At 67.2% G+C, this 23,474-nt stretch carries 22 protein-coding genes and 1 tRNA gene; 11 read left to right on the top strand and 12 right to left on the bottom strand.

Going from position 1 to position 23,474, the window contains the following annotated elements; all coding sequences use genetic code 11:
• Positions 1 to 15: 15 nt before the first annotated feature.
• Positions 16 to 690: an adenosylcobinamide amidohydrolase gene (locus tag MFM001_RS06555; RefSeq protein ID WP_116374713.1), complete on the top strand. Its 675-nt coding sequence runs from the start codon at positions 16 to 18 to the stop codon at positions 688 to 690.
• Here MFM001_RS06555 and MFM001_RS06560 read toward each other — a convergent pair.
• From MFM001_RS06560 to MFM001_RS06575, 4 genes are all read right to left on the bottom strand, one after another.
• Positions 650 to 721 (bottom strand) — tRNA-Val (locus MFM001_RS06560). The two genes, MFM001_RS06555 and MFM001_RS06560, sit on opposite strands and share 41 nt — an antisense overlap.
• 62 nt (positions 722 to 783) lie before the next feature.
• Positions 784 to 1,245: a peroxiredoxin gene (locus MFM001_RS06565; RefSeq protein ID WP_116374461.1), complete on the bottom strand. Its 462-nt coding sequence runs from the start codon at positions 1,243 to 1,245 to the stop codon at positions 784 to 786.
• Positions 1,245 to 1,667, bottom strand: coding sequence for a DUF3052 domain-containing protein (locus MFM001_RS06570; RefSeq protein ID WP_045378191.1), 423 nt, complete (start codon positions 1,665 to 1,667; stop codon positions 1,245 to 1,247). Before MFM001_RS06570 ends, MFM001_RS06565 begins: the two co-directional genes overlap by 1 nt.
• A 69-nt stretch (positions 1,668 to 1,736) precedes the next feature.
• Positions 1,737 to 2,240 (bottom strand): hypothetical protein, encoded by a 504-nt coding sequence (locus MFM001_RS06575; protein ID WP_238159006.1) that lies wholly within the window; start codon positions 2,238 to 2,240, stop codon positions 1,737 to 1,739.
• A 183-nt stretch (positions 2,241 to 2,423) separates the two neighbouring features.
• Here MFM001_RS06575 and aceE point away from each other — a divergent pair, with 183 nt between their 5' ends.
• The 7 genes from aceE to MFM001_RS06610 all read left to right on the top strand — a co-directional run bounded on the left by aceE (position 2,424) and on the right by MFM001_RS06610 (position 12,146).
• Entirely contained in the window at positions 2,424 to 5,213 is a 2,790-nt protein-coding gene (gene aceE, locus MFM001_RS06580) for a pyruvate dehydrogenase (acetyl-transferring), homodimeric type (RefSeq protein ID WP_116374463.1), read from the top strand.
• 124 nt (positions 5,214 to 5,337) lie between these two features.
• Positions 5,338 to 6,645, top strand: a complete 1,308-nt coding sequence (locus MFM001_RS06585; RefSeq protein ID WP_116374464.1) for a CdaR family transcriptional regulator — start codon at positions 5,338 to 5,340, stop codon at positions 6,643 to 6,645.
• A 129-nt stretch (positions 6,646 to 6,774) separates the two neighbouring features.
• The gene (locus tag MFM001_RS06590) at positions 6,775 to 7,677 is read left to right on the top strand and encodes an ACP S-malonyltransferase (protein ID WP_116374465.1); all 903 of its coding nucleotides are present in this window, start codon (positions 6,775 to 6,777) and stop codon (positions 7,675 to 7,677) included.
• 78 nt (positions 7,678 to 7,755) lie between these two features.
• Positions 7,756 to 8,103: a meromycolate extension acyl carrier protein AcpM gene (gene acpM, locus MFM001_RS06595; RefSeq protein ID WP_045378203.1), complete on the top strand. Its 348-nt coding sequence runs from the start codon at positions 7,756 to 7,758 to the stop codon at positions 8,101 to 8,103.
• The gene (gene kasA, locus MFM001_RS06600) at positions 8,100 to 9,350 is read left to right on the top strand and encodes a 3-oxoacyl-ACP synthase KasA (protein ID WP_116374466.1); all 1,251 of its coding nucleotides are present in this window, start codon (positions 8,100 to 8,102) and stop codon (positions 9,348 to 9,350) included. Before acpM ends, kasA begins: the two co-directional genes overlap by 4 nt.
• Before the next feature lie 81 nt (positions 9,351 to 9,431).
• A complete protein-coding gene (gene kasB / locus MFM001_RS06605) occupies positions 9,432 to 10,691 on the top strand; it encodes a 3-oxoacyl-ACP synthase KasB (RefSeq protein WP_116374467.1) in 1,260 nt (419 codons plus the stop codon).
• 33 nt (positions 10,692 to 10,724) lie between these two features.
• A complete protein-coding gene (locus MFM001_RS06610) occupies positions 10,725 to 12,146 on the top strand; it encodes an acyl-CoA carboxylase subunit beta (RefSeq protein ID WP_116374468.1) in 1,422 nt (473 codons plus the stop codon).
• 74 nt (positions 12,147 to 12,220) lie between these two features.
• On the opposite strand, the gene MFM001_RS06615 is transcribed toward MFM001_RS06610, so the two are convergent.
• The gene (locus tag MFM001_RS06615; protein WP_116374469.1) at positions 12,221 to 12,970 is read right to left on the bottom strand and encodes an SDR family oxidoreductase; all 750 of its coding nucleotides are present in this window, start codon (positions 12,968 to 12,970) and stop codon (positions 12,221 to 12,223) included.
• An 88-nt stretch (positions 12,971 to 13,058) separates the two neighbouring features.
• Here MFM001_RS06615 and MFM001_RS06620 point away from each other — a divergent pair, with 88 nt between their 5' ends.
• Positions 13,059 to 13,940 (top strand): LysR family transcriptional regulator, encoded by an 882-nt coding sequence (locus MFM001_RS06620; RefSeq protein ID WP_116374470.1) that lies wholly within the window; start codon positions 13,059 to 13,061, stop codon positions 13,938 to 13,940.
• Here the strand turns inward: MFM001_RS06620 and MFM001_RS06625 are convergent, their stop codons facing one another.
• The 7 genes from MFM001_RS06625 to MFM001_RS06655 form a co-directional block, all read right to left on the bottom strand.
• Positions 13,941 to 15,020: an amidohydrolase family protein gene (locus MFM001_RS06625; RefSeq protein WP_116374471.1), complete on the bottom strand. Its 1,080-nt coding sequence runs from the start codon at positions 15,018 to 15,020 to the stop codon at positions 13,941 to 13,943.
• Positions 15,017 to 15,784 (bottom strand): class I SAM-dependent methyltransferase, encoded by a 768-nt coding sequence (locus MFM001_RS06630; RefSeq protein WP_371685337.1) that lies wholly within the window; start codon positions 15,782 to 15,784, stop codon positions 15,017 to 15,019. Before MFM001_RS06630 ends, MFM001_RS06625 begins: the two co-directional genes overlap by 4 nt.
• Complete coding sequence (locus MFM001_RS06635) at positions 15,777 to 16,493, bottom strand: TetR/AcrR family transcriptional regulator (RefSeq protein ID WP_116374473.1); 717 nt, start codon at positions 16,491 to 16,493, stop codon at positions 15,777 to 15,779. The genes MFM001_RS06630 and MFM001_RS06635 overlap by 8 nt, the downstream gene beginning before the upstream one ends.
• Before the next feature lie 43 nt (positions 16,494 to 16,536).
• Positions 16,537 to 18,117, bottom strand: coding sequence for an FAD-dependent monooxygenase (locus tag MFM001_RS06640; RefSeq protein ID WP_116374474.1), 1,581 nt, complete (start codon positions 18,115 to 18,117; stop codon positions 16,537 to 16,539).
• Between the two features lie 78 nt (positions 18,118 to 18,195).
• A complete protein-coding gene (locus MFM001_RS06645; protein ID WP_116374475.1) occupies positions 18,196 to 18,795 on the bottom strand; it encodes a TetR/AcrR family transcriptional regulator in 600 nt (199 codons plus the stop codon).
• A 48-nt stretch (positions 18,796 to 18,843) separates the two neighbouring features.
• On the bottom strand, positions 18,844 to 20,376 hold the full coding sequence (locus MFM001_RS06650) for a glycerol-3-phosphate dehydrogenase/oxidase (protein WP_116374476.1): 1,533 nt from the start codon (positions 20,374 to 20,376) through the stop codon (positions 18,844 to 18,846).
• Positions 20,376 to 20,939 carry a TetR/AcrR family transcriptional regulator gene (locus MFM001_RS06655; protein ID WP_116374477.1) on the bottom strand — a complete coding sequence of 188 codons (564 nt, stop codon included), beginning with the start codon at positions 20,937 to 20,939 and terminating at the stop codon, positions 20,376 to 20,378. The genes MFM001_RS06650 and MFM001_RS06655 overlap by 1 nt, the downstream gene beginning before the upstream one ends.
• 41 nt (positions 20,940 to 20,980) lie before the next feature.
• Here MFM001_RS06655 and MFM001_RS06660 point away from each other — a divergent pair, with 41 nt between their 5' ends.
• Together MFM001_RS06660 and MFM001_RS06665 are read left to right on the top strand one after the other, a co-directional pair.
• Positions 20,981 to 22,552: an FAD-binding oxidoreductase gene (locus MFM001_RS06660; protein ID WP_192886881.1), complete on the top strand. Its 1,572-nt coding sequence runs from the start codon at positions 20,981 to 20,983 to the stop codon at positions 22,550 to 22,552.
• Entirely contained in the window at positions 22,549 to 23,472 is a 924-nt protein-coding gene (locus MFM001_RS06665) for a diacylglycerol kinase (RefSeq protein WP_116374479.1), read from the top strand. Before MFM001_RS06660 ends, MFM001_RS06665 begins: the two co-directional genes overlap by 4 nt.
• Positions 23,473 to 23,474: the final 2 nt, after the last annotated feature.

The following is a 23,474-nucleotide window of genomic DNA, read 5'->3' on the forward strand; positions in this document are numbered from 1 at the left end:
AGGCTGACGATGCGGGTGGAGGGACATCGGCGGATTCCGGTACTGGTATGGCGATTCGGCGAGCCGCGACTATGCATCTCGTCAGGCCCGCTCGGCGGCGGCATCGGCCCCCGGGACTGGTTGGTCAACGCAACGGTCGCTTTGGATTACGACCGGCTGGATCCCGACCGTCACCTGACCGAGATCGGCGCCGCGCTGGGCCTTCGCGGCACCGGCTGCGGTCTGCTCACCGCGGTCGACGTGACCCGCCACCACGTCGCCACCGACGGCGGCGTGCACGTGGCGGCCACCGTCGGGCTGTCCAGTCCGGCGTGGGCGGCGGCTCCCGACGGGCACTTCCGGCGCGAGGAGACCGCGAGCTACCGGCCGGGCACGATCAACGTCGTCGTGGCCGTTCCGACAAGGCTTTCCGAGGCGGCCCTCGTCAACGCCGTGGCAACCGCGACGGAAGCAAAGGTGCAGGCGCTGCACGACGCCGGGATACGCGCCACTGGAACGGCTTCCGACGCTATCGTCGTGCACTGTCCGACGGACGGGATCGCGGAGACCTATGGCGGGCCGCGCTCGGCGGTCGGCGCCCGGATCGCGCGAGCAGTGCATGCCGTCGTGCTCGCCGGCAGCCGATCCTGGATCTCGGGTCAGAACGGGGTGGGCGCGGACGGGATCGAACCGCCGACCGCTGGTGTGTAAAACCAGAGCTCTACCACTGAGCTACGCGCCCGTGCCGCGACAGGCTACACGGCTGCGCGAGCCGCGCCCAAACGCCGGCGATCGCTACGATCCTCACGCCTTCAGTGCTGCCAGCGCGTCGGTCCACAGCCGCTGATCGCGGGACTCGCCGGGCTGCTTCATCTCGGCGAACCGGATGACGCCGGACCGGTCGATCACGAAGGTGCCCCGGTTGGAATAGCCGGCGTTTTCGTTGAACACGCCGTAGGCCTGGCTGACCGCGCCGTGCGGCCAGAAGTCCGACAACACCGGGAACAGGAAACCGCTTCCGGCGGCCCACACCTTGTGGGTGGGCGGCGGGCCGACCGAGATCGCCAGCGCCACACTGTCGTCGTTCTCGAAGTCGGGCAGGTGATCACGCAGCTGGTCGAGCTCGCCCTGGCAGATCCCGGTGAACGCCAGCGGGAAGAACACCAGCAGCACGTTCTTGTCGCCGCGGTAGTTCGACAGGGTGACCGGCTGCTGGTTCTGGTCGCGCAGGGTGAAGTCGGGCGCCTCGGTTCCGACGCTCAGCATCAGCGCCGCCCAGCCCGCGACTTGGGCTGCACCAACCGGCTGGCGCTCCAATCCCCCAGGCTCACCGACGACGTCGGCATCAGGCCGGCGGTGGGCGCCGACTCGGCGATCTCGGCGGGCAGCACATGACCGGGTCGGCCGGTCTTGGGGGTCAACACCCAGATGACGCCGTCGTCGGCCAGCGGGGTGATGGCGTCCATCAGGGTATCCACCAGATCTCCGTCGCCGTCGCGCCACCACAACAGCACGACGTCGACTACCTCGTCGGTGTCTTCGTCGAGCAGTTCGCTGCCGCAGGCTTCCTCGACGTCGGCGCGGATGTCGTCGTCGGTGTCCTCATCCCAGCCCCACTCCTGGACAACCTGACCTTTCTGGATGCCCAGTTTGCGGGCGTAGCTCGGGGCGTCGTCCGCCGCCACCACCGTGCGCCTCCTTAGTCTTGTGCACCAACACGCCGTGCGATGGGCACTATCGTTGCACAGCAGTCGGCGTCACGAGTACGCAAGGCACGCCTTGACCGTTCTGGACTTGGTGTCGTTGAGCTGATCGACGCGCTGGTTGAACTCCGACGTCGGCGCGTGAGCCCGGATGGCCTTCGCAACGTCCCGGGTCGCATCGACATAAGCGTTCAGCGCCTCACGCAGCTCCTGCGACAACGGGTCGCTGATACTTCCGGCGACGACGTCGGCGCTGTTGTTGAGCGCGTCGATGGCCGGGCCTTCGGCCGCGGCGGTGTCGCCGCCCTGATTGAACGCCCCCACAAAGGCATTCACCTTGTCGATGGCTTCCTTGCTGCTGTTCGCAAACGACTCGCACGCCTTGACCACCGCCCGCGTCGTCAGCGACTGCTGGCGCTGCGTCTCGCGGATCCGTGAGGTCGCCGACGACGCCGACACCGATGCCGACACCGACGCCCGGTAGGCGGGGGCAACCGCGGTGTCGACGGTGGCGGTGCCCTCGGTGACGCTGGTGCACCCGACGATCGCCATCAACATCGCCGCGACACTGCCGAGTACCAGCAGGCCAATGCGCAATCGGACCAGCACACCGACTGACGTTACCGGTTCCGAAGGCCCCTACGCGGCAGGGGCTCGCGTGCGGCACGATAGAGGGACACAACCGAAAACAACACGGCGGGATGGGCCACAAGCTTGAACCGCCACACAAGGAGTAGTGCGTTGACTACCGAGTTCGTACGCCACGATCTGGCGAAAAACTCAAGTAACCCAAGCGAACACGACCGGGTGCGGGTGATCCGCGAAGGGGTGGCGTCGTATCTGCCCGACATCGACCCGGAAGAGACGTCGGAGTGGCTGGAGTCCTTCGACGAGCTGCTGGAGCGCTCCGGTCCGGCGCGGGCCCGCTACCTGATGCTGCGGCTGCTGGAACGCGCCGGCGAGCAGCGGGTCGCCATTCCGGCGCTGACGTCCACCGACTACGTCAACACGATCCCGACCGAGCTGGAGCCCTGGTTCCCCGGCGACGAGGACGTCGAACGCCGCTACCGGACATGGATCCGGTGGAACGCGGCCATCATGGTGCACCGCGCGCAGCGGCCGGGAGTCGGTGTGGGAGGCCATATTTCGACCTATGCCTCCTCGGCCGCGCTCTACGAGGTCGGCTTCAACCACTTCTTCCGCGGCAAGTCGCATCCGGGCGGCGGGGACCAGGTTTTCATCCAGGGCCACGCCTCCCCCGGCGTCTACGCGCGCGCGTTTTTAGAGGGTCGGTTGACTGCCGAGCAACTCGACGGCTTCCGCCAGGAACACAGTCACCCTGGCGGCGGCCTGCCGTCCTACCCGCACCCGCGGCTGATGCCCGACTTCTGGGAGTTCCCCACCGTCTCGATGGGCCTGGGACCGATGAACGCCATCTACCAGGCCCGGTTCAACCACTACCTGCACGACCGCGGCATCAAGGACACCTCCGACCAGCACGTGTGGTGCTTCCTGGGCGACGGGGAGATGGACGAACCGGAAAGCCGGGGCCTGGCTCACGTCGGCGCGCTGGAGGGACTGGACAACCTGACCTTCGTGATCAACTGCAACCTGCAGCGTCTCGACGGCCCGGTGCGCGGCAACGGCAAGATCATCCAGGAGCTGGAGTCGTTCTTCCGGGGAGCCGGCTGGAACGTCATCAAGGTGATCTGGGGCCGCGAGTGGGACGCGCTGCTGCAGGCCGACCGCGACGGTGCGCTGGTCAACCTGATGAACACCACGCCCGACGGCGACTACCAGACGTACAAGGCCAACGACGGCGCCTACGTGCGCGACCACTTCTTCGGCCGCGACCCGCGCACCAAGGCGCTCGTGGCCAACATGAGCGACGCCGAGATCTGGAACCTCAAGCGCGGCGGCCACGACTACCGCAAGGTCTACGCCGCCTACCGTGCCGCCGTCGACCACAAAGGCCAGCCGACGGTGATTCTGGCCAAGACCATCAAGGGCTACTCGCTGGGCGCCCACTTCCAGGGCCGCAACGCCACGCACCAGATGAAAAAGCTTGCGCTGGAAGACCTTAAGGCTTTCCGCGATTCGATGCGGATCCCGATCAGCGACGCACAGCTGGAGGAAGACCCCTATCTGCCGCCGTACTACCACCCCGGCTCGGAGGCCCCCGAGATCCGTTACCTGCTCGACCGCCGTCGCACCCTCGGCGGCTTCGTTCCCGAGCGCCGCACGAAGTCCAAGGTGCTGGCGCTTCCCGGTCGCGACACCTACAAGGCGTTGAAGAAGGGGTCGGGCAACCAGGAGGTGGCCACCACCATGGCTACGGTGCGCACCTTCAAAGAAGTATTGCGCGACAAGGAGGTTGGCCCGCGGATCGTGCCGATCATTCCCGACGAAGCCCGCACCTTCGGGATGGACTCGTGGTTCCCGTCGCTGAAGATCTACAACCGTAACGGCCAGCTGTATACCGCCGTCGACGCCGAACTGATGTTGGCGTACAAGGAAAGTGAAATCGGCCAGATCCTGCACGAGGGCATCAACGAAGCCGGTTCGGTGGCCTGCTTCACCGCCGCAGGCACGTCGTATGCGACGCACAACGAGCCGATGATCCCGATCTACATCTTCTATTCGATGTTCGGCTTCCAGCGCACCGGCGACGGGCTGTGGGCGGCCGGCGACCAGATGGCCCGCGGGTTCCTGCTCGGCGCCACGGCGGGGCGCACCACGCTCACCGGCGAGGGGTTGCAGCACGCCGACGGGCATTCGCTGCTACTGGCGGCCACCAATCCCGCAGTGGTCTCCTACGACCCCGCGTTCGCCTACGAGATCGCCTACATCGTCGAAAGCGGGCTGGCCCGGATGTACGGCGAGAACCCGGAGAACATCTTCTTCTACATCACCGTCTACAACGAGCCGTACGTGCAGCCCGCCGAGCCGGAGAACTTCGACCCCGAGGGCCTGCTGCGGGGCATCTACCGCTATCGGCCGGCCGGCGAGCGCCGCGCCAACACGGCGCACATCCTGGCCTCCGGGGTGGCGATGCCGTCGGCGCTGCAGGCCGCCGACATGCTGGCCGCCGAGTGGGATGTCGCCGCCGACGTGTGGTCGGTGACCAGCTGGAGCGAGCTCAACCGCGACGGCGTGGCCATCGAGCGGGAGAAGCTGCGCCACCCGGACCGGCCGGCCGGCCAGGCCTACGTCACCAAGGCGTTGTCGCAGGCGAGCGGCCCCGTCGTCGCGGTGTCGGACTGGATGCGCGCGGTGCCCGAGCAGATCCGGCCCTGGGTGCCGAACACCTACGTCACGCTCGGCACCGACGGCTTCGGTTTCTCCGACACCCGGCCCGCCGCCCGTCGCTACTTCAACACCGACGCCGAGTCGCAGGTCGTCGCCGTGTTGGAGGCGCTGGCCCGCGACGGCGAGATCGACCCATCGGTGCCGGTCGCGGCGGCACGCCAGTACAAGATCGACGACGTACAGGCCGCGCCGGGGCAGACCTCCGACCCGGGGGTGGCGTAACGGCTCGCCGAACGTGCGGCTGGCCGCACGCTGACTGCCGAGTGTGCGGCCAGCCGCACACTCAGCAAGCCGGTCCGGGCCGCGCTTGGCGAAAACATCCAGAAAAGCGGCGTAGCTTTTAGGGGTGGTCGACAAGGATAGTGGGCAGTTCGTGCTGCCGCGCACGACGCTGGGACTGCTGGACGCGGCGCCCGAGTCGCTGCTGCGGCGGCTCAAGCAGCTTTCTGGCCGGATAGCCACCGAGGCCGTCTCGGCCATGCAGGACCGGTTGCCGTTCTTCGCCGACCTGGAAGCATCGCAACGCGCCAGCGTGGCGCTGGTGGTGCAGACGGCAGTGGTGAACTTCGTCGAGTGGATGCGCGACCCTCAAAGCAACATCGGCTACACCGCGCAGGCCTTCGAGCTGGTGCCGCAGGAGCTGCGAAACCGAATCGCGTTGCGCCACACCGTCGACATGGTGCGGATCACGATGGAGTTCTTCGAGGAAGTGGTCCCGATGGTGGCCCGCTCCGAAGAGGAGGTCACCGCACTCACCGTCGGCATCCTCAAGTACAGCCGCGACCTGGCTTTCACCGCCGCCACGTCTTACGCCGACGCCGCCGAGGCCCGCGGCACCTGGGACAGCCGGATGGAGGCCAGCGTCGTGGACGCGGTGGTGCGCGGCGACACCGGCCCCGAGCTGCTGTCCCGGGCCGCCGCGCTGAACTGGGACACCACCGCGCCGGCGACGGTGGTGGTGGGCACCCCGGCGCCGGGCCGGGACGTGCACGCCAGCCAGGACGTCCGGGACATCGCCACCCGTCACGGCCGTGCGGCGCTCACCGACGTGCACGGCACATGGTTGGTGGCGATCGTCTCGGGCCAGCTCACGCCGACCGAGAAGTTCTTCGGCGACCTGATGGCCGCCTTCTCCGACGGCCCGGTGGTGATCGGGCCGACGGCACCGATGCTCACGGCGGCCTACCACAGCGCCAGCGAGGCGATCTCCGGCATGAACGCCGTCGCCGGGTGGAGCGGCGCCCCGCGGCCGGTGCTGGCCCGCGAACTGCTGCCGGAACGGGCGCTGATGGGCGACGCATCGGCGATCGCGGCGCTGCACACCGATGTGATGCGGCCGCTGGCCGACGCCGGACCGACCCTCACCGAAACGCTGGACGCCTATCTAGATTGTGGCGGTGCGATCGAGGCCTGCGCCCGCAAGTTGTTCGTTCATCCAAACACCGTGCGCTACCGCCTGCGCCGGATCGCCGACTTCACCGGACGCGACCCCACCCAGCCCCGCGACGCCTACGTGCTGCGGGTGGCAGCTACCGTGGGTCACCTCGCCTACCAGGCGCAGCACACCAGCAGCACAACCAACACTGTGACGCCGGTCACCACACCGGTGGCGAAGGACCTGGTCGAGCCCTCCGCCGGGCACCGCGTCGAGTGACCAAGTTGCGGCACGATATCAAACAGATCGCATCCAAAGCCGTTTTGTGGGGTCTCCACAAAAACCTAAGACAAGGTTCATAATCTGTTACACCCCGCAAAACCGTCTTCACAGTGTTCTCTTAAACACGTGATTGCGTTGCTTGCGCCCGGACAGGGATCGCAGACTCCCGGAATGCTGTCGCCGTGGCTGGAACTGCCCGGCGCGGCGGACCAGCTTGCCGCGTGGTCGACGGCCAGTGGCCTCGATCTTGCCGGGCTGGGCACCACCGCCTCGGCCGAGGAGATCACCGACACCGCGATCACTCAGCCGCTGGTCGTGGCCGCCACACTGCTGGCCCACCAGGAGCTCACCCGACGAGGGTTCGGCGCCGCCACCGTCGTGGCCGGCCACTCCGTCGGCGAGATCGCGGCCTATGCGATCGCCGGCGTGATCTCGGCCGATGAAGCTGTCTCGCTGGCCGCCACCCGCGGCGCGGAGATGGCCAAGGCCTGCGCCAACGAGCCGACCGGCATGTCGGCCGTGCTGGGCGGCGACGAAGCCGAGGTGCTGGCGCGGCTCGAGCAACTCGATCTGGTCGCCGCCAACCGCAACGCCGCCGGCCAGATCGTCGCCGCCGGCCGCCTGGACGCGCTGCAGAAGCTCGCCGAAGACGCACCGGCCAAAGCCCGGGTGCGCCCGCTGGCTACCGCAGGCGCCTTCCACACCGAGTTCATGAGCTCGGCGCTCGACGGCTATGCCGCAGCGGCGGCGAAGATCACGCCGGCCGAGCCCACCACGACGTTGCTGTCGAACCGCGACGGAGCACCGGTATCGTCGGGCACCGACGCGATGGAGAAACTCGTCGCGCAGCTGACCCGTCCGGTGCGCTGGGATCTGTGCACCGAGACCATGCGTCAGCGCAATGTCACGGCGATCATCGAGTTCCCGCCCGCGGGCGCGCTCGCGGGCATCGCCAAGCGTGAACTTCGCGGGGTCCCGACGCATGCCGTCAAGTCCCCCGCAGACCTGGACGGGTTAACGGAGCTCTAACGCCGGTCTCGCCGCCAGTACAACCGCATATCGCACGTTTCATCCAGTAACACAACACATTACGAAGGGAAGCTCACCGTGCCCGTCACTCAGGAAGAAATCATCGCCGGTCTCGCCGAGATCATCGAAGAGGTCACCGGCATCGAGCCGTCCGAGATCACACCGGAGAAGTCGTTCGTCGACGACCTGGACATCGACTCGCTGTCGATGGTCGAGATCGCGGTGCAGACCGAGGACAAGTACGGCGTCAAGATCCCCGACGAGGACCTCGCAGGGCTCCGCACCGTCGGTGACGTCGTGAACTACATCCAGAAGCTCGAGGAAGAGAACCCCGAGGCTGCCGCTGCCATCCGCGAAAAGATCGAGGCGGAGAACCCCGACAAGGTCGAGGCCGTCCGCGCCAGGCTGGAAGCAGAGAGCAAGTGACCAAACCTTCCACTGCTAACGGCGGTTTCCCCAATGTTGTGGTAACCGCCGTCACGGCGACGACGTCGATCGCGCCGGACATCGAGAGCACGTGGAAGGGTTTGTTGGCCGGCGAGAGCGGCATCCACGTCCTCGAAGACGAGTTCGTCTCCAAGTGGGATCTGCCCGTCAAGATCGGTGGACACCTCAAGGAGCCCGTCGACGACCACATGGGCCGGCTGGAACTGCGGCGCATGTCGTATGTCCAGCGGATGGCCAAGCTGCTGTCCGGCCAGCTGTGGGAGACCGCAGGCAGCCCCGAGGTCGACCCGGACCGGTTCGCCGTCGTGGTCGGCACCGGGCTGGGCGGCGCCGAGCGGATCGTCGAAAGCTACGACCTGATGAACGAGGGCGGCCCCCGCAAGGTGTCGCCGCTGGCCGTGCAGATGATCATGCCCAACGGCGCCGCGGCGACCGTGGGTCTGCAGCTGGGCGCCCGCGCCGGGGTGATGACCCCGGTGTCGGCGTGTTCGTCGGGTTCGGAGGCCATTGCGCACGCGTGGCGGCAGATCGTCATGGGTGACGCGGACATCGCCGTGTGTGGTGGTGTCGAGGGCGGCATCGAGGCGCTGCCCATCGCGGCGTTCTCGATGATGCGGGCCATGTCGACCCGAAACGACGATCCCGAAGGGGCGTCGCGCCCGTTCGACAAGGACCGCGACGGTTTCGTGTTCGGCGAGGCGGGCGCGCTCATGGTCATCGAGACCGAGGAGCACGCCAAGGCCCGTGGCGCCACGCCGCTGGCCCGGTTGATGGGTGCCGGCATCACGTCGGACGCCTTCCACATGGTGGCGCCGGCTCCGGACGGCGTGCGTGCCGGCAAGGCGATGCAGCGGTCGTTGGAGCTGGCGGGCTTGTCCCCCAAGGACATTGACCACATCAACGCGCACGCCACGGCCACGCCGATCGGTGACACGGCCGAGGCCAACGCCATTCGGGTCGCCGGGTGTGAAAACGCCGCGGTGTACGCCCCGAAGGGAGCGCTGGGCCACTCGATCGGAGCGGTCGGCGCTTTGGAGTCGGTGTTGACCGTGTTGACGCTGCGCGACGGCGTCATCCCGCCCACGCTGAACTACCACACCCCCGACCCGGAAATCGATCTCGACGTGGTGGCCGGCGAACCCCGTTATGGCGAGTACAAGTACGCCATCAACAACTCGTTCGGGTTCGGCGGGCACAACGTTGCACTCGCCTTCGGGCGGTACTGAGCACGACGTCCGGTGACGCTTCGGGCCGGAAACGGCCCGAAGTAGCGCCGGACTAGCACGAAAGGAAGTTTCGGAAGACCAATGGCATCGTTGGCCACGGGGAAGGGCTTCCCCAATGTCGTCGTCACCGGCATTGCCATGACGACTGCCCTTGCAACCGATGCGGAGACCACGTGGAAGCTGCTGCTTGACGGGCAAAGCGGGATTCGCACGCTCGACGACCCGTTCGTCGAGGAGTACGACCTGCCGGTTCGGATCGGCGGACACCTCGTCGAGGAGTTCGACAGCCAGCTGAACCGTATCGAGAACCGCCGGATGGGCTACCTGCAGAAGATGGCCACCGTGCTGGGCCGCCGGGTGTGGGACAACGCCGGCGCACCAGAGGTCGACACCAACCGGTTGGCGGTATCGATCGGCACCGGTATGGGTTCGACCGAGGAGCTGGTCTTCAGCTACGACGACATGCGGGTGCGTGGCATGAAGGCGGTCTCGCCGCTGGCCGTGCAGATGTACATGCCCAACGGCGCATCCGCGGCCGTCGGGCTGGAACGGCACGCCAAGGCCGGAGTGATGACCCCGGTGTCGGCGTGCGCCTCAGGCTCGGAGGGCATCGCGCGCGCGTGGCAGCAGATCGTGCTCGGCGAGGCCGACATCGCGATCTGCGGTGGCGTTGAGACCAAGATCGAGGCGGTGCCGATCGCCGGGTTCGCCCAGATGCGCATCGTGATGTCGACCAAGAACGACGACCCGGCCGGTGCCTGCCGCCCGTTCGACAAGGACCGTGACGGCTTCGTGTTCGGTGAGGCAGGCGCGCTGCTGGTCATCGAGACCGAGGAGCACGCCAAGGCCCGGGGCGCCAACATCCTGGCACGGATAATGGGCGCCAGCGTCACCTCCGACGGCTTCCACATGGTCGCCCCGGACCCCAACGGCGAGCGCGCCGGGCATGCGATGACCCGGGCGATCCAGCTGGCCGACCTGACACCGGCCGACATCTCCCATGTCAACGCGCACGCCACCGGGACCTCGGTCGGCGACCTGGCCGAGGGCAAGGCGATCAACAACGCGCTCGGCCCGGGTGGCGGGAACGCGGCGGTGTACGCACCGAAGTCGGCGCTCGGCCACTCGGTCGGCGCGGTCGGTGCGGTGGAGTCGATCCTGACCGTGCTGGCGCTGCGCGACCAGATCATTCCGCCGACGCTGAACCTGGTCAATCTCGACCCCGAGATCGACCTCGACGTGGTTGCGGGCAAGCCGCGACCCGGTGACTACCGGTACGCGATCAACAACTCGTTCGGATTCGGTGGACACAACGTAGCCCTGGCATTTGGCCGGTACTGATACCGAGGCGCCGCCTCGAGGAGGAGACCTGCGATGACGATCATGGCCCCGGAGGCGGTTGGCGAGTCGCTCGATCCCCGCGATCCGCTTCTGCGTCTGACCACGTTCTTCGACGACGACAGCGTCAAGCTGTTGCACGAGCGTGACCGCTCCGGGGTGCTGGCCGCCGCGGGCACCGTCAACGGGGTGCGCACGATCGCGTTCTGCACCGACGGCACGGTCATGGGCGGTGCGATGGGCATCGAGGGGTGCACCCACATCGTCAACGCCTACGACACCGCCATCGAGGAGCAGAGCCCGATCGTGGGTATCTGGCACTCCGGCGGTGCCCGGCTGGCCGAGGGCGTGCGGGCGCTGCACGCCGTCGGCCTGGTGTTCGAGGCGATGATCCGGGCATCCGGGTATATCCCGCAGATCTCGGTGGTGGTCGGCTTCGCCGCCGGCGGCGCAGCCTACGGGCCGGCGCTGACCGACGTGATCGTGATGGCACCGGACAGCCGCGTCTTCGTCACCGGTCCAGACGTGGTGCGCAGCGTCACCGGCGAGGACGTCGACATGGCGTCGCTGGGTGGGCCCAACACCCACCACAAGAAGTCCGGGGTGTGCCACATCGTCGCCGACGACGAGCTCGACGCCTACGAGCGCGGCCGCCGGCTGGTCGGATTGTTCTGCCAGCAAGGACATTTCGACCGCGCGAAGGCCGAGGCCCAGGACAGCGACCTGCATGCGCTGCTGCCGGAGTCGCCACGGCGCGCCTACGACGTGCACCCGATCGTGACCGCGCTGCTCGACGACGACGTGCCGTTCGACGAGTTCCAGGCCAAGTGGGCGCCGTCGATGGTGGTCGGGCTGGGCCGGTTGTCGGGCCGCACGGTCGGCGTGCTGGCCAATAACCCGCTGCGGCTGGGCGGCTGCCTGAACTCCGAAAGTGCCGAGAAGGCAGCGCGTTTCGTGCGGCTGTGCGACGCGTTCGGCATTCCGCTGGTGGTGATCGTTGACGTGCCCGGTTATCTGCCGGGTGTCGACCAGGAGTGGGGCGGCGTGGTGCGCCGCGGCGCCAAGTTGCTGCACGCGTTCGGCGAGGCGACGGTCCCGCGGGTCACCCTGGTGACCCGAAAGATCTACGGCGGGGCCTACATTGCGATGAACTCGCGGTCGTTGGGCGCCACCAAGGTGTTCGCCTGGCCGGACGCCGAGGTCGCAGTGATGGGCGCCAAGGCGGCCGTCGGCATCCTGCACAAGAAGAAGCTGGCGGCAGCGCCCGAGCACGAGCGCGAAGAGCTGCACAACAAGCTGGCCGAGGAGCACGAGCGGATCGCCGGCGGGGTCGATTCAGCGATCGACATCGGTGTGGTCGACGAGAAGATCGACCCGGCGCACACCCGCAGCAAGCTGACTCAGGCGCTGGCCGAGGCTCCGGCGCGCCGCGGCCGCCACAAGAACATCCCGCTGTAGTTCTCACCGGGAGCAGACGCAGAATCGCACTGCGCGGGCCTCCGGCGTGCGATTCTGCGTCTGCTCGCCACCCCCTAACGCGTGGTGTAGCCGCCGTTGGCGAAGATGGTCTGGCCCGTCACCCAGTGGCCCTCGTCGGCCAGGAACACCACCAGCGGCGCGATGTCCTCGATGCGGGTCAGCCGGTTGCCCATCGCCTGCGACTTGTGGAACTCGACTCGCTCCGGCGTCTCCTCCGGGTAGAAGAACGGCGTGTCCATCGGCCCGGGCGCGACGTTGTTCACCGAAATGCCGCGCGGCGCAAACTCTTTCGCCGCGGCGCGAGTGAAGTGCTCGACTGGGCTCTTGGCGCCCGCATAGGTGGAGTAGCCGTCGGTGAACGCGGCCAGCAGTGCCGTCACAATCGTGATCACCGAGCCGCCGTCGTTCAGCCGCTTCCCCGCCTGCTGCAAGAAGAAGTACGCCGCCTTGGCGTTGATGTCGAACATCGAGTCGTACTCGGCCTCGGTGGTCTCGATGATGGGTTTGCGCAACACCTTCCCGACGGTGTTGATCGCGATGTCGACGCCGCCGAAGGCGTCCGCCGCAGCGTCGAACAGTGCCGCCACGTTGGCCGGCTCGGTGAGGTCGCCCTGCACCTTGATCGCCTTGACTCCGGCGTCTTGCGCGGCCGCCACGGTCTTGTCGGCGTCGGGCTCGGACGACGCGCTGTTGTAGTGCACCGCGACGTTGACACCCCTCTCCGCCAACGTCGTCGAGATCAAGCCGCCCAAATTCTTGGCTCCGGCGGCCACCACTGCGGATTTTCCTGTCAGGTTGCTCATGGTCACAAATCTAGGCCGATCTACTACAAATGAGAAACAGTGATTGGTGGGCTTTTCACAAACAACGCTTGTGGCTAGGCTGGGCCGGATGTCGGACATTGCCGTCCCTGACCTTCGCCGCCTGAGTCATTTCGTCGCGGTGGTGGAAGCCTCCGGATTCACTCGGGCGGCCGAGACCCTGCACCTGTCCCAGCAAGCGCTCAGCAACTCGGTGCAGCAGCTGGAAAAAGAGATCGGCGCCGAGCTGCTGGTACGAGCCGGCCGCCGGATCTCGCTCACACCGGCCGGCCAAACACTGCTCGACGAGGGACGCGCGCTGCTTGCCGCTGCCAAAACCGTCGCCCGGCACACCCGCGCCGCCGCCAGCTCCCAACCCGACGAGTTCGTCGTTGGCCACTCCCCCGCGATCAGCAGCGGCGAGGTATATCGGCTACTGGAACCGGCGATCGCCGCGTCGCCCATGACATCGTTCACCGCGGTACAGCTCTTTCCGGACCGACTGGTAAGCGCAGTACAAGACGGCACAGTACAGCTCGGATTGCGCCGCGGCGTGGTCCCCCAGGAGCGGCTGGCCAGCGCCGTGGCCCGGTACGACACGCTTCGCGTCGCCGTGCGCAGCCAACATCGGCTCGCCACCCGTACGCACATTTCCATCGCCGATCTGGCGAACGAGGCCATCGTGCTGTGGGCACCGCCGGGGACGTCCTACTACAGCGATTTCCTCGTGAACGTCTGTCGCCGAGCGGGTTTCGAACCCCAGTACCGGGTCAGCCGCGTCCAGGGCTGCCCGCCGGAGGTGGCAGCGTTGACCGACGATGCCGTCGCGTTCGTCACCTCTTCACCGGGCCCGGTGATCGGTGGCGCCGTCACCGTTGTCGACATCGACGGTCCGGTGTTGGTGCCGTTGCAGGCCTTGTGGCAGCCGCATACCAGCTCGGCGGTGCGCGATCTGATCCTGGCGCAACAGTGACTACTTGACCAGCGCGGAAATCAGCGCCCTGCCCACTTTGGATTTGGCGCGACTGCGCAATCTGTACCAGGCATCGCCTGTGCCGATACTTGCCGGCTGATCGTCAAGCCGCAGAAGTCTTTCGGCGGTGCCGTGTGCGAAGCGCTCCTTGTCCTCGCGGGGTAGGTTGCACCGCGCGAGGAATTCCATCGCGGCGAAGTTGTCCTGGAATGGGTAGTCGACCGAGAACATCAGGTTGTCAAGACCCAACATTGCTCGGGCGCAATCGAACACCGGCACGTCGAACACCCCGCTGCTGGTGATGAAGACGTTGTTTCGCAAGTAGTAGCCGAGATGGTTGGTGGACTCCGCACCCCGCAGCCAACCCGCCATCGTCAGTCCCACGTTGAGCCTGGTGAAGCAATAGGGCAACAGTTCCCCCATGTGCCCGACGATGATCCGCAGGTTCGGATGACGGTCGAAGACACCGGCGCAGATCAGCCGCAGCAGATGCGTGCCGGTTTCCACCGGCCACCCCCAGGTCGGCACGAGGGCCGCATCGAACGGGGCGAAGTAGGTGTCGGTCACCGTTTGTGGCGGGTCGGTGGGATGGATGTAGATTGGGGCGCCCAATGATTCGGCTCTGGCGAGAAGAACCTCGTACGACGGGTCGTCGAGGTAGCGGCCGTTGGTGTGCCCGTTGATCAGCGCGCCTTTGAAGCCGAGCTCGCGAACGGTGCGCTCCAGTTCGTCGGCGGCATCGGCGGGCGCTTGAGTGGGCAGCATCGCAAAACCGGCGAACCGGGTCGGGTGCGCGGCGATCGCCTCGGCCAGCCAGTCGTTGACTTCGCGACTGACGGCGACGGCCAATTCGGCCTCGCCATCCGGGAGTATCTGGATACCGGGCTGGACATGCGAGAGCACTTGCAGGTCGATTCCCGCGGCGTCCATCAGCCGAACGCGCTCGGCCCCGACGTCGGTGAGCCGGGCTCGGACCGGTTCGTATTGCTGTTGCAACGACTCGGGATAAAGCTCCCAGACCCGTGGATGGACGAACGCCTCCTCCAGCGCCACCACTCGCGAAACCGGCTTGTGGGTCACCGGTGATCCCCCGGTTTGGTGGCGGTGACGGCGTGAGTGCGGATCAGCGGCAGACCCCACCAGGCACGCCAGCCGAGATCGCAGCGCTTGACGTCTGCCATACCGAGCTCGCGCAGTCGCCTGGCATACAGGCGGGTGAAGCCGATGTCGGCGATGACGACGCGCCCACCGGGGGTCAGCACACGGACAGCTTCGTCGATCGCGGCCCGCCGAGCGTTGTTGCCGGGCAGATTGTGGATCGCGAGGCTGCTCACGACGAGATCGAAGGAGCCGTCCGGGAATTGGAGGGTGGTCATGTCGCGGGTGTGCAGTTCGATTCGGTCGGCGACGCCCTCCGCGTCGGCGTTCGCCAGGGTCGCGTCCATCGAATTACCGGTCTGGTCGGCTCGCCAGATATCCACTCCGACAGCGCATCCGCGCGGGATCAACTTGGCCGCTGCCAACAAGACCGCGCCGCGCCCGCAGCCCAGGTCGAGGACGCGTTCGTCGCCGCGCAGCCCGACATCGGTGAGCAGGCGCGCCCAGACTTCGAACTTTCCACGCCGGCTGAATCGCATGATGCCAAGACCCGCGGCGATCAGCGCAACGGCAACCACACTTGCCGCGAGCCCGGGGGCAGTATGTCCGCTCGCCAGCCAGCCGATCGCCAAACCACAAGCGGTAAGGCACAACAGCGCATAACAGCCGAAGACCACGGGCGCCGGAATCAGCCGGTAGTCGCCGTCGACGCCGTATCGTCCTTGCGGGTGGGCAAGTTCAGTCATCGTCATCTCCATACGTCGCGGCCCGGTAGCTTCCGGCGAGTCGCTCGAGTATCGGAAGAGCTTTCGCCGCAGCGCGGTTCACCGCGGCGCGGCTCGGGGCTTTGGACGGTTCGAAAGCCCGCCGCACAGTGCCGGCGAGCTGGTCGGCCTTCTGTTCCAGCGTCAACGTGATCGACGGCGGGTGAAACGGTTCTGCGGCAAAGAAGCCGAAGACGATCGTGGGCAACGTGTAGTCGAGGTCTTCCACATTCAGGTCGGACCGCAGCATGTCCTCGGCCGCCAGCACACCCAGATAGTCGCGGTTCACACCGAGCTTGCTTTCCTCGAGTCGTTGATGACGCGCCGCGGAAAGAAAGCTGCCCAGGGTGTCGGAGTCGCGGGTGTAGAGGGCACGCAGCACTGGACGGTTCATCGCCTCGACGAACAACCGGCGCAGGTAGCGATGCAGCGCAACCTCGGCCGGGTCGTTGCGGACCGCGTCCACGATCGCGTCCGCCATCGCCGCCGCCTCGCGGGCGCTGACCGCGTGGAACACGTCCTCGCGAGACCGCCAGTGCAGATAGATCGTGCCCTTACCGACACCGGCACGGCGGGCCAGCTCGTCGATGGTCACGCGCCGATAGCCCCACGACAACAGCAGGTCGCGGCCGGTATCAAGAATCCGGTCGGCCCGTTCTCGCCGATCGGCACCAACGCCTTGTGCCGTCACGGAGTCCAGATTATGACCAAAATACGAATCTGGTCAACAGTCATTAGCCGACCCGGCCGAGGATCTGGGACATCACCTTGCGGAGGTGGTCTTCGGGTGATTGCGGGAGTTCGTCCGCACGCCAGGCGACGAAGTCGTCGGGGCGCACCAAAAGCGCGCCGCCGCGCGTGAGTCCCGTGACCTCCACCCACTCGTCGCTGCGGATGCACTGCACGGTCAGCGGAACGCCCAGGGACTTCGACACGATGGTGGCAGCTTGGGTCCATTCGTCGCCACCGGTGATTAGCGTGAATCCGGGACCGAGCAGGTCGAGGGTGGAGACGCGCTTCCCGTCGTCGACCACCCAGGCGTGCGGGACGCGGGTGCCCGGTTGTCCACGCAGTTCGTCGACCAAAGCGATGTCGGAACCTGCCGGTTCGTCGGAAACTACAGCCGCCGAGCGGTATTGGTAACCGGCGAGTAGCGCGAACATCGGCGCCTCCTCGTCCGGCGGTATTTGCGGCCGGCTGTCATCCAACTTCAGGTACGCCAGCGCCGGCCCGGTCAGCGACTGACGAGCATTGAACCGGCCCACTGGGTGTCGCTCGGTGTGGTAGGTGCCCAGCAGACCACGGCCCGCGGTGCCGTCCAAGACGGCCGCCAGCTTCCAGGCCAAGTTGTGCGCGCTCTGAATGGCGGTGTTGGCTCCGCCGGCCTTGAACGGTGGCATGGTGTGTGCCGAATCGCCAACGAGAAAGACTCGGCCGCTTTGGAATTGATCGGCCACCCGCTCGTACGGCTGCCATGCGGCGACGTCGACGATCTCGATGTCGATCCGCTCGCCTACTGCCTTGACCAGCATGTCGCGGCAGCGATCCGCGGTGAATTGTGCCGCTGTTTCGCCTTTGTCGGGAAAGTAGGTGGTGATGAACATGCCGAAGTCGTCGCGGACGGGTAGGAATATGCCTTCCACGTCCGGGTTTTCGACTTGTACGGCGTCGCCGTCGCCGAGCTGCGGGACGAACTTGCGCCAGGGCCCCCGAAAGTAGATGAAGACGACGTAGATGGGCAGTGCGCCGTAGCCGGAGGTCGGCACGCCAAGCGCGTCGCGGATCGGGCTGTGCACGCCGTCTGCGGCAACAAGGTAGTCGGCGCGCACCGTCTCCGAATCTCCCGAATCCCGGTCGCGCACAACGACGGTCACACCGCCGTCGTCATGGTCGAACGAGCACAACTCGGTCCCGTAGCGCACCTGGCTGCCGTTCCGGCGGATGTGCGCAAGCAGCATCGGCTCGAATTCGCTCTGTGGGCAGTATTGCCCGGCAGGTTCGGGACTCAGATCTTCGTACGGAGCGAAGATCGCGTTCACGTCAAACGCCTGCTTCTCATCCGCGCTGTTCAGCGCCGGCTTGGCGATCATGTCCGAAACACCTTCGGCCACCGCGTGGACCTCATCCGCCAGACCTAGTCCGCGCAGGATTTCTAGACTGCGAAAGCTCAGGTTGCGCGCCTTTGGATATATGAACACCTCGCGGCGCTTCTCGACCAGTAAGGACGGCACTCCATGCTTGGCGAGCAGGGCCGACGTGGTCAGTCCGGCCGCGCCGGCACCGACGATCAGCACCGGAACATGCGTGACGGCCATCGCCCACTCCCTTCTAGGCGGAACTGATTAGTTCCGTATATGGATTAGCGTGGCACGTCCCGCAGCAACGCGCAACTGTTACGGCGACGGCGCACCCGCGAGCGGCAACATCACGTCTTCGAGTACGCGCCGGACATAGACCCGGTCGATCGGCCGTCCCGTGATCACCCGCAGGACATTGAGACCCAGGGCGACGTCAGGTATCAGACTCAGGTCGCGGCCGGTCGGGATTTCCCCACGGGCCACCGCGCGGTCGAGCAGTGTCCGGATCGCATGCCGCGGCGGCGACAGCACAAGGTCGTCCATGGCAGCCGCCAGGACGGGATTGTGCATCGCTGCTGTCGCGACTCCGACAACGACTTGGATTGTGCTGGAATTAGTTTCATTGAACTCGGGCATGGCGGCAATCACTGCCTCGATGTCGCCGCGCAGGCTGCCAGTGTCGGGCGGCTCGACGGGCCCGAGTCTCCGTCTCCAATGGGCGATCGCTTCGGCCACCACCACGGCCTTCGACGGCCAGCGGCGATAGATCGCGGCCTTGCCGACGCCGGCGCGAGACGCGATGTCGTCCATGCTCAGCCGGTCGTAACCCTGTTCGGCCACCCCCGCCAGCGTCGCGTCGAGGATGGCCGCGTCAAGCGACCGATCGAGCCGCGCAGGACGCCTGCTGCGTGTCACCTTGCCGCCCCCCGTCCCAGCCGATACGGATCAGTTCCGTTCAGGGTATCAGCCGAAACGGCCCAAAAACTCCTCCGCCACACCCAGGACCCGATCGCGGTCGGCGGGCACCAGTCCGATGCGGGTTCGGCGGTCGAGGATGTCGCCGGCGTCCAGCGCGCCCTCATAAGTGATCGCGTATTCGAATTCCGCACGGGTGACGTCGATGCCGTCGCCGACCGGGTCGGTGGGCCGTTCGCAGGTGGCGGCCGCGACGACGTTCGCTGCTTCCGCTCCATAGCGGGCGATCAGCGACTCGGGCAGGTCGGTGGTCAGCGCGACGTCCGAGCCGGGATTTTTCAAAGCCCCGAGCAGCGGCAGGTCGTGGGTCCGGCAAGCGCCCGCCGTCAGTCCGCGTAACTCGACTGCGTGGTCCAGGACGTCTTGGGCCATGCGCCGGTATTCGGTGAGTTTGCCGCCGATGACGCTGACCACGCCGGAGTCTGACTCGACGATCGCATGGTCGCGCGAGACGTCGGCTGTCCGGCCTTCACCGGTGTCGATCAGCGGCCGCAGCCCGGCGTAGGTACCGATGACATCAGAGTCGTCGAGCGTGATTTCCAACGCGGTGTTGACTGTTTTCAGCAGAAAGCTGACCTCGTCCGAACTTGGTTGTGGCACATCGGGAATCTCACCGGGGGCATCTTCGTCGGTCAGGCCGAGATAGACGCGGCCCAGCTGCTCGGGCATGGCGAAGATAAAGCGATTGAGCTCGCCGGGTATCGGAATGGTCAGCGCCGCAGTGGGATTGCCGAACGTCTCGGCGTCAAAGACCAGATGTGTTCCGCGGCTGGGCCGTAACTTCAATGCCGGGTCGATCTCGCCGGCCCACACCCCGGTGGCGTTGATGACGGCGCGGGCCGTCACGTCGAACGATTCGCCGCTGCGCTGGTCGGTCAGCCGTACCGAGGTGCCGGTGGCCTCCGATGCGGCCACGTAGGTCAGGATGCGGGCGCCGTGCTGGGCGGCGGTGCGTGCGACGGCCACGACCAACCGGGCGTCGTCGATCAGCTGCCCGTCGTAGGCGAGCAGTCCGCCGTCGAGGCCGTCGCGCCGCACTGCCGCGCCCATCTCGATGACGCGCTGCGCCGAGATGCGCCGCGACCGGGGCAACACCGACGACGGCGTGCCCGCGGCCTTGCGCAGCACGTCGCCGGCCAAGAACCCGGCACGTACCAAAGCCCGCTCGGCGCGGCCCATCGACGGCAGTAACGGGACCAGCTGGGGCATCGCACGCACCAGATGAGGAGCGTTGCGGGTCATCAGGATTCCGCGCTCGACGGCGCTGCGCCGGGCGATGCCGACATTGCCGGTGGCCAGGTAGCGCAGGCCGCCGTGCACCAACTTGGAGCTCCACCGGCTGGTGCCGAATGCCAGATCGTGCTTTTCCACCAGTGCCACCGACAGCCCGCGGGAGGCCGCGTCCAGCGCGACGCCGACTCCGGTGATGCCGCCACCGATGACGAGCAGATCCAGCGGCGCGCCGTCGGCCAGGGCGGTCAGGTCCGCGGTGCGCCGCGCCGCGTTGAGTGCAGTCGACATCAGGACAGGTATCCGTTCAGGGCGTGGGTCAGCTCGGCGGCCAGCGCCTCGGCGTCCAGGATCGGCTCGACGATCTGGGCGGACTGGATCGTGGACTGGGTGATCAGCAGCACCATCGCGGCCAGCCGGCGCGGATCGCCGGGCCGGACGCTGCCGTCGCGTTGGGCGGCGCGCAGGTTGTCGGCGAGGCCGTCGATCAAGAGGCGTTGGCTGGTGCCGAGCCGCTGGGTGATGTAGACCATCGCCAGCTCCGAGCGCAGCACGGCCATCACCAGCTCGTCGCGGCGCAGCCGTTCGGCGACCGCCACCACCCGCTCGACCAGCGCCTCGCGGCCCTCGCCGCGGGCCGGCACGTCGCGCGCCGCGCCGGTGATGTGCCTGGTCAGCAGGTCGGCCAGGATCGAGCGGGTGTCGGGCCAGCGGCGGTACACGGTCGGGCGGCTGACGCCGGCGCGGCGCGCGATCTCGGCCAGCGCCACCCGCTCCACCCCGAAATCGCGCACACAGCTCGCGGCGGCCGCCAGGATCCGGTCATCCACCGCTGCGTTACTGATTGACAGCATGTGTAATACTGTAACGCATGCCTGACCCGTTGCTGCCGCCAATGAAATGGAATGCCTGGGGCGATCCCGCCGCGGCCAAGCCCCTATCCGAAGGAATCCGGTCGCTGCTCGAGCAGGCTCTCGGCGTCACCAATGCGCCCGTGGCCGAACTCGAACCCGACCAGGTGCAGCTGCGCCCGTCGGCGCTGGCCGAGTCCGACCGCGACGCGCTGGCCGCGATCACCTATTGCGTCACCGACGATCGCCACCGGTTGCTGCACGCCGGCGGCAAGTCGACGCTGGATCTGTTGCGCCGCAAGGATTCCGGTGTACAGGATGCCCCCGACGCGGTGCTGCTGCCTGGTTCTGAGGACGAGGTCACGGCAATCCTGGGGTACTGCGCGCAACACGGTATCGCCGTCGTGCCGTTCGGCGGCGGCACCAGCGTGGTCGGCGGACTCGACCCGATCCGCGGCTCCTTCAAAGCTGTTGTGTCACTGGATCTCCGGCGCTTCGACCAGCTGCTCGCTCTCGACGAAATCTCCGGCGAGGCCGAGTTCGGCGCCGGCGTCACCGGCCCGCAGGCCGAGCACCTGCTCGCCGAACACGGGTTCTCGCTCGGGCATTTCCCCCAGAGCTTCGAGTTCGCCAGCCTCGGCGGGTTCGCCGCCACCCGCTCGTCGGGCCAGGACTCGGCCGGATACGGCCGGTTCGACGACATGATTCGCGGTCTGCGCGCGATCACGCCGGCGGGCGTATTGGATCTGGGTCGGGCCCCGGCGTCGGCGGCCGGCCCCGATCTGCGCCAGCTGCTGATCGGCTCGGAGGGTGTCTTCGGCGTCATCACCCGGGTGCGGGTGCGGGTTCATCCGGTGCCCGAAGCCACCAGCTACGAGGCGTGGTCATTCCCCGACTTCGCCACTGGCACCGCCGCATTGCGCGCCGTCACGCAGACCGGCACCGGCCCGACCGTCATCAGGCTTTCCGACGAGGCAGAGACCGGCGTGAACCTCGCCACCACCGAGGCCATCGGCGAGCAACAAATCACCGGCGGCTGTTTGGCGATCACCGTGTTCGAGGGCACGGCCGAGCATGCCGAGAGCCGGCACGCCGAAACGCGGGCGGTACTCCAAGCGAACGGCGGCACATCCCTAGACGAAGCTCCCGCACGCGCCTGGGAGAAGGGCCGTTTTTCCGCGCCGTACCTCCGGGATTCGCTGCTGGCCGCGGGCGCGCTCTGCGAGACACTCGAAACGGCCACCACCTGGTCGAATATCGCGGTGCTCAAGGCAGCGGTCACCGATGCGCTGACGACTGAGCTGGCCGAATCCGGCACGCCCGCGTTGGTGTTGTGCCACATTTCGCATGTGTATGCCACCGGCGCGTCGTTGTACTTCACTGTGGTCGCCGGCCAACGCGGAAATCCGATCGAGCAGTGGCGCAAGGCCAAGGCCGCCGCGTCGGATGCGATCATGGCCGCCGGCGGGACGATTACGCATCACCACGCGGTGGGCGCGGACCACCGGCCGTGGATGCGCGACGAGGTAGGCGAATTGGGAGTTCGGATCCTGCAGGCGGTCAAGTCGACGCTGGATCCCGCCGGAATCCTCAACCCGGGCAAGCTCATTCCGTGACCCAGCGCCAGATCGCCCACGCGACACTGCTCACCAATCCGGCCTCGGGGCACGGCAATGCGCCGCACGCCGCCGAACAAGCGATCGCCCGACTGCAGCAGCGTGGCATCGACGTCGTCGAGATCGTCGGCACCGACGCCGACCACGCACGCCGGCTGCTGCGCGACGCGGTGGAGCGCGGCACCGATGCAGTGGTGGTCGCCGGCGGCGACGGCGTGATTGCCGACGCGCTGCAAGTCTTGGCGTGCACCGACATTCCGCTGGGAATCATCCCGGCCGGCACCGGAAACGACCACGCCCGCGAATTCCGGCTACCCACCAACGATCCCGGCAAGGCCGCTGACGTCGTCGCCGACGGCTGGGCGGAAACCGTTGACCTGGGCCGGATTCGCGACCAAAGCGGCACCACGAAATGGTTCGGCACCGTCGCCGCCGCCGGATTCGATTCACTGGTCACCGATCGGGCCAACCGGATGCGCTGGCCGCGCGGGCGGATGCGCTACAACCTGGCGATGCTCGCCGAGCTGTCTCAGTTGCGGCTCTTGCCGTTTCGGCTGGTGCTCGACGGACGCGAGGAGATCGTCACCGACCTCACCCTGGCCGCGTTCGGCAACACCCGCAGTTACGGCGGCGGAATGCGGATCTGCCCCAACGCCGATCACGCCGACGGCCAACTCGACATCACCATGGTGCATTCCGCGTCACGCCTGCGGCTGATCCGGTTGTTCCCGACGGTGTACAAGGGCACTCATGTCGAGCTCGACGCCGTAACCACCAAGCGGGCAACGTCGGTCGAGGTCGAGTCGCCGGGAATCAACGCCTACGCCGACGGCGAATTCGCCTGCCCGCTGCCCGCCGAGATCTCGGCTGTGGCCGGAGCGCTGAAAATCCTTAGCCCGGCGACGATGCAGAGCGCGTAGCG

The sequence above is a fragment of the Mycobacterium sp. MFM001 genome (assembly GCF_003402475.1).
GTDB lineage: Bacteria > Actinomycetota > Actinomycetes > Mycobacteriales > Mycobacteriaceae > Mycobacterium.

What these genes read in the sequence shown, in the direction of transcription:
- MFM001_RS06565 (WP_116374461.1), bottom strand. Translation starts at nt 1,245, where the DNA reads ATGCTGAGCGTCGGAACCGAGGCGCCCGACTTCACCCTGCGCGACCAG.
- MFM001_RS06575 (WP_238159006.1), bottom strand. Translation starts at nt 2,240, where the DNA reads ATGTTGATGGCGATCGTCGGGTGCACCAGCGTCACCGAGGGCACCGCC.
- kasB (WP_116374467.1), top strand. Translation starts at nt 9,432, where the DNA reads ATGGCATCGTTGGCCACGGGGAAGGGCTTCCCCAATGTCGTCGTCACC.
- MFM001_RS06610 (WP_116374468.1), top strand. Translation starts at nt 10,725, where the DNA reads ATGACGATCATGGCCCCGGAGGCGGTTGGCGAGTCGCTCGATCCCCGC.
- MFM001_RS06615 (WP_116374469.1), bottom strand. Translation starts at nt 12,970, where the DNA reads ATGAGCAACCTGACAGGAAAATCCGCAGTGGTGGCCGCCGGAGCCAAG.
- MFM001_RS06620 (WP_116374470.1), top strand. Translation starts at nt 13,059, where the DNA reads ATGTCGGACATTGCCGTCCCTGACCTTCGCCGCCTGAGTCATTTCGTC.
- MFM001_RS06630 (WP_371685337.1), bottom strand. Translation starts at nt 15,784, where the DNA reads ATGACTGAACTTGCCCACCCGCAAGGACGATACGGCGTCGACGGCGAC.
- MFM001_RS06640 (WP_116374474.1), bottom strand. Translation starts at nt 18,117, where the DNA reads ATGGCCGTCACGCATGTTCCGGTGCTGATCGTCGGTGCCGGCGCGGCC.
- MFM001_RS06650 (WP_116374476.1), bottom strand. Translation starts at nt 20,376, where the DNA reads ATGTCGACTGCACTCAACGCGGCGCGGCGCACCGCGGACCTGACCGCC.
- MFM001_RS06655 (WP_116374477.1), bottom strand. Translation starts at nt 20,939, where the DNA reads ATGCTGTCAATCAGTAACGCAGCGGTGGATGACCGGATCCTGGCGGCC.
- MFM001_RS06660 (WP_192886881.1), top strand. Translation starts at nt 20,981, where the DNA reads ATGAAATGGAATGCCTGGGGCGATCCCGCCGCGGCCAAGCCCCTATCC.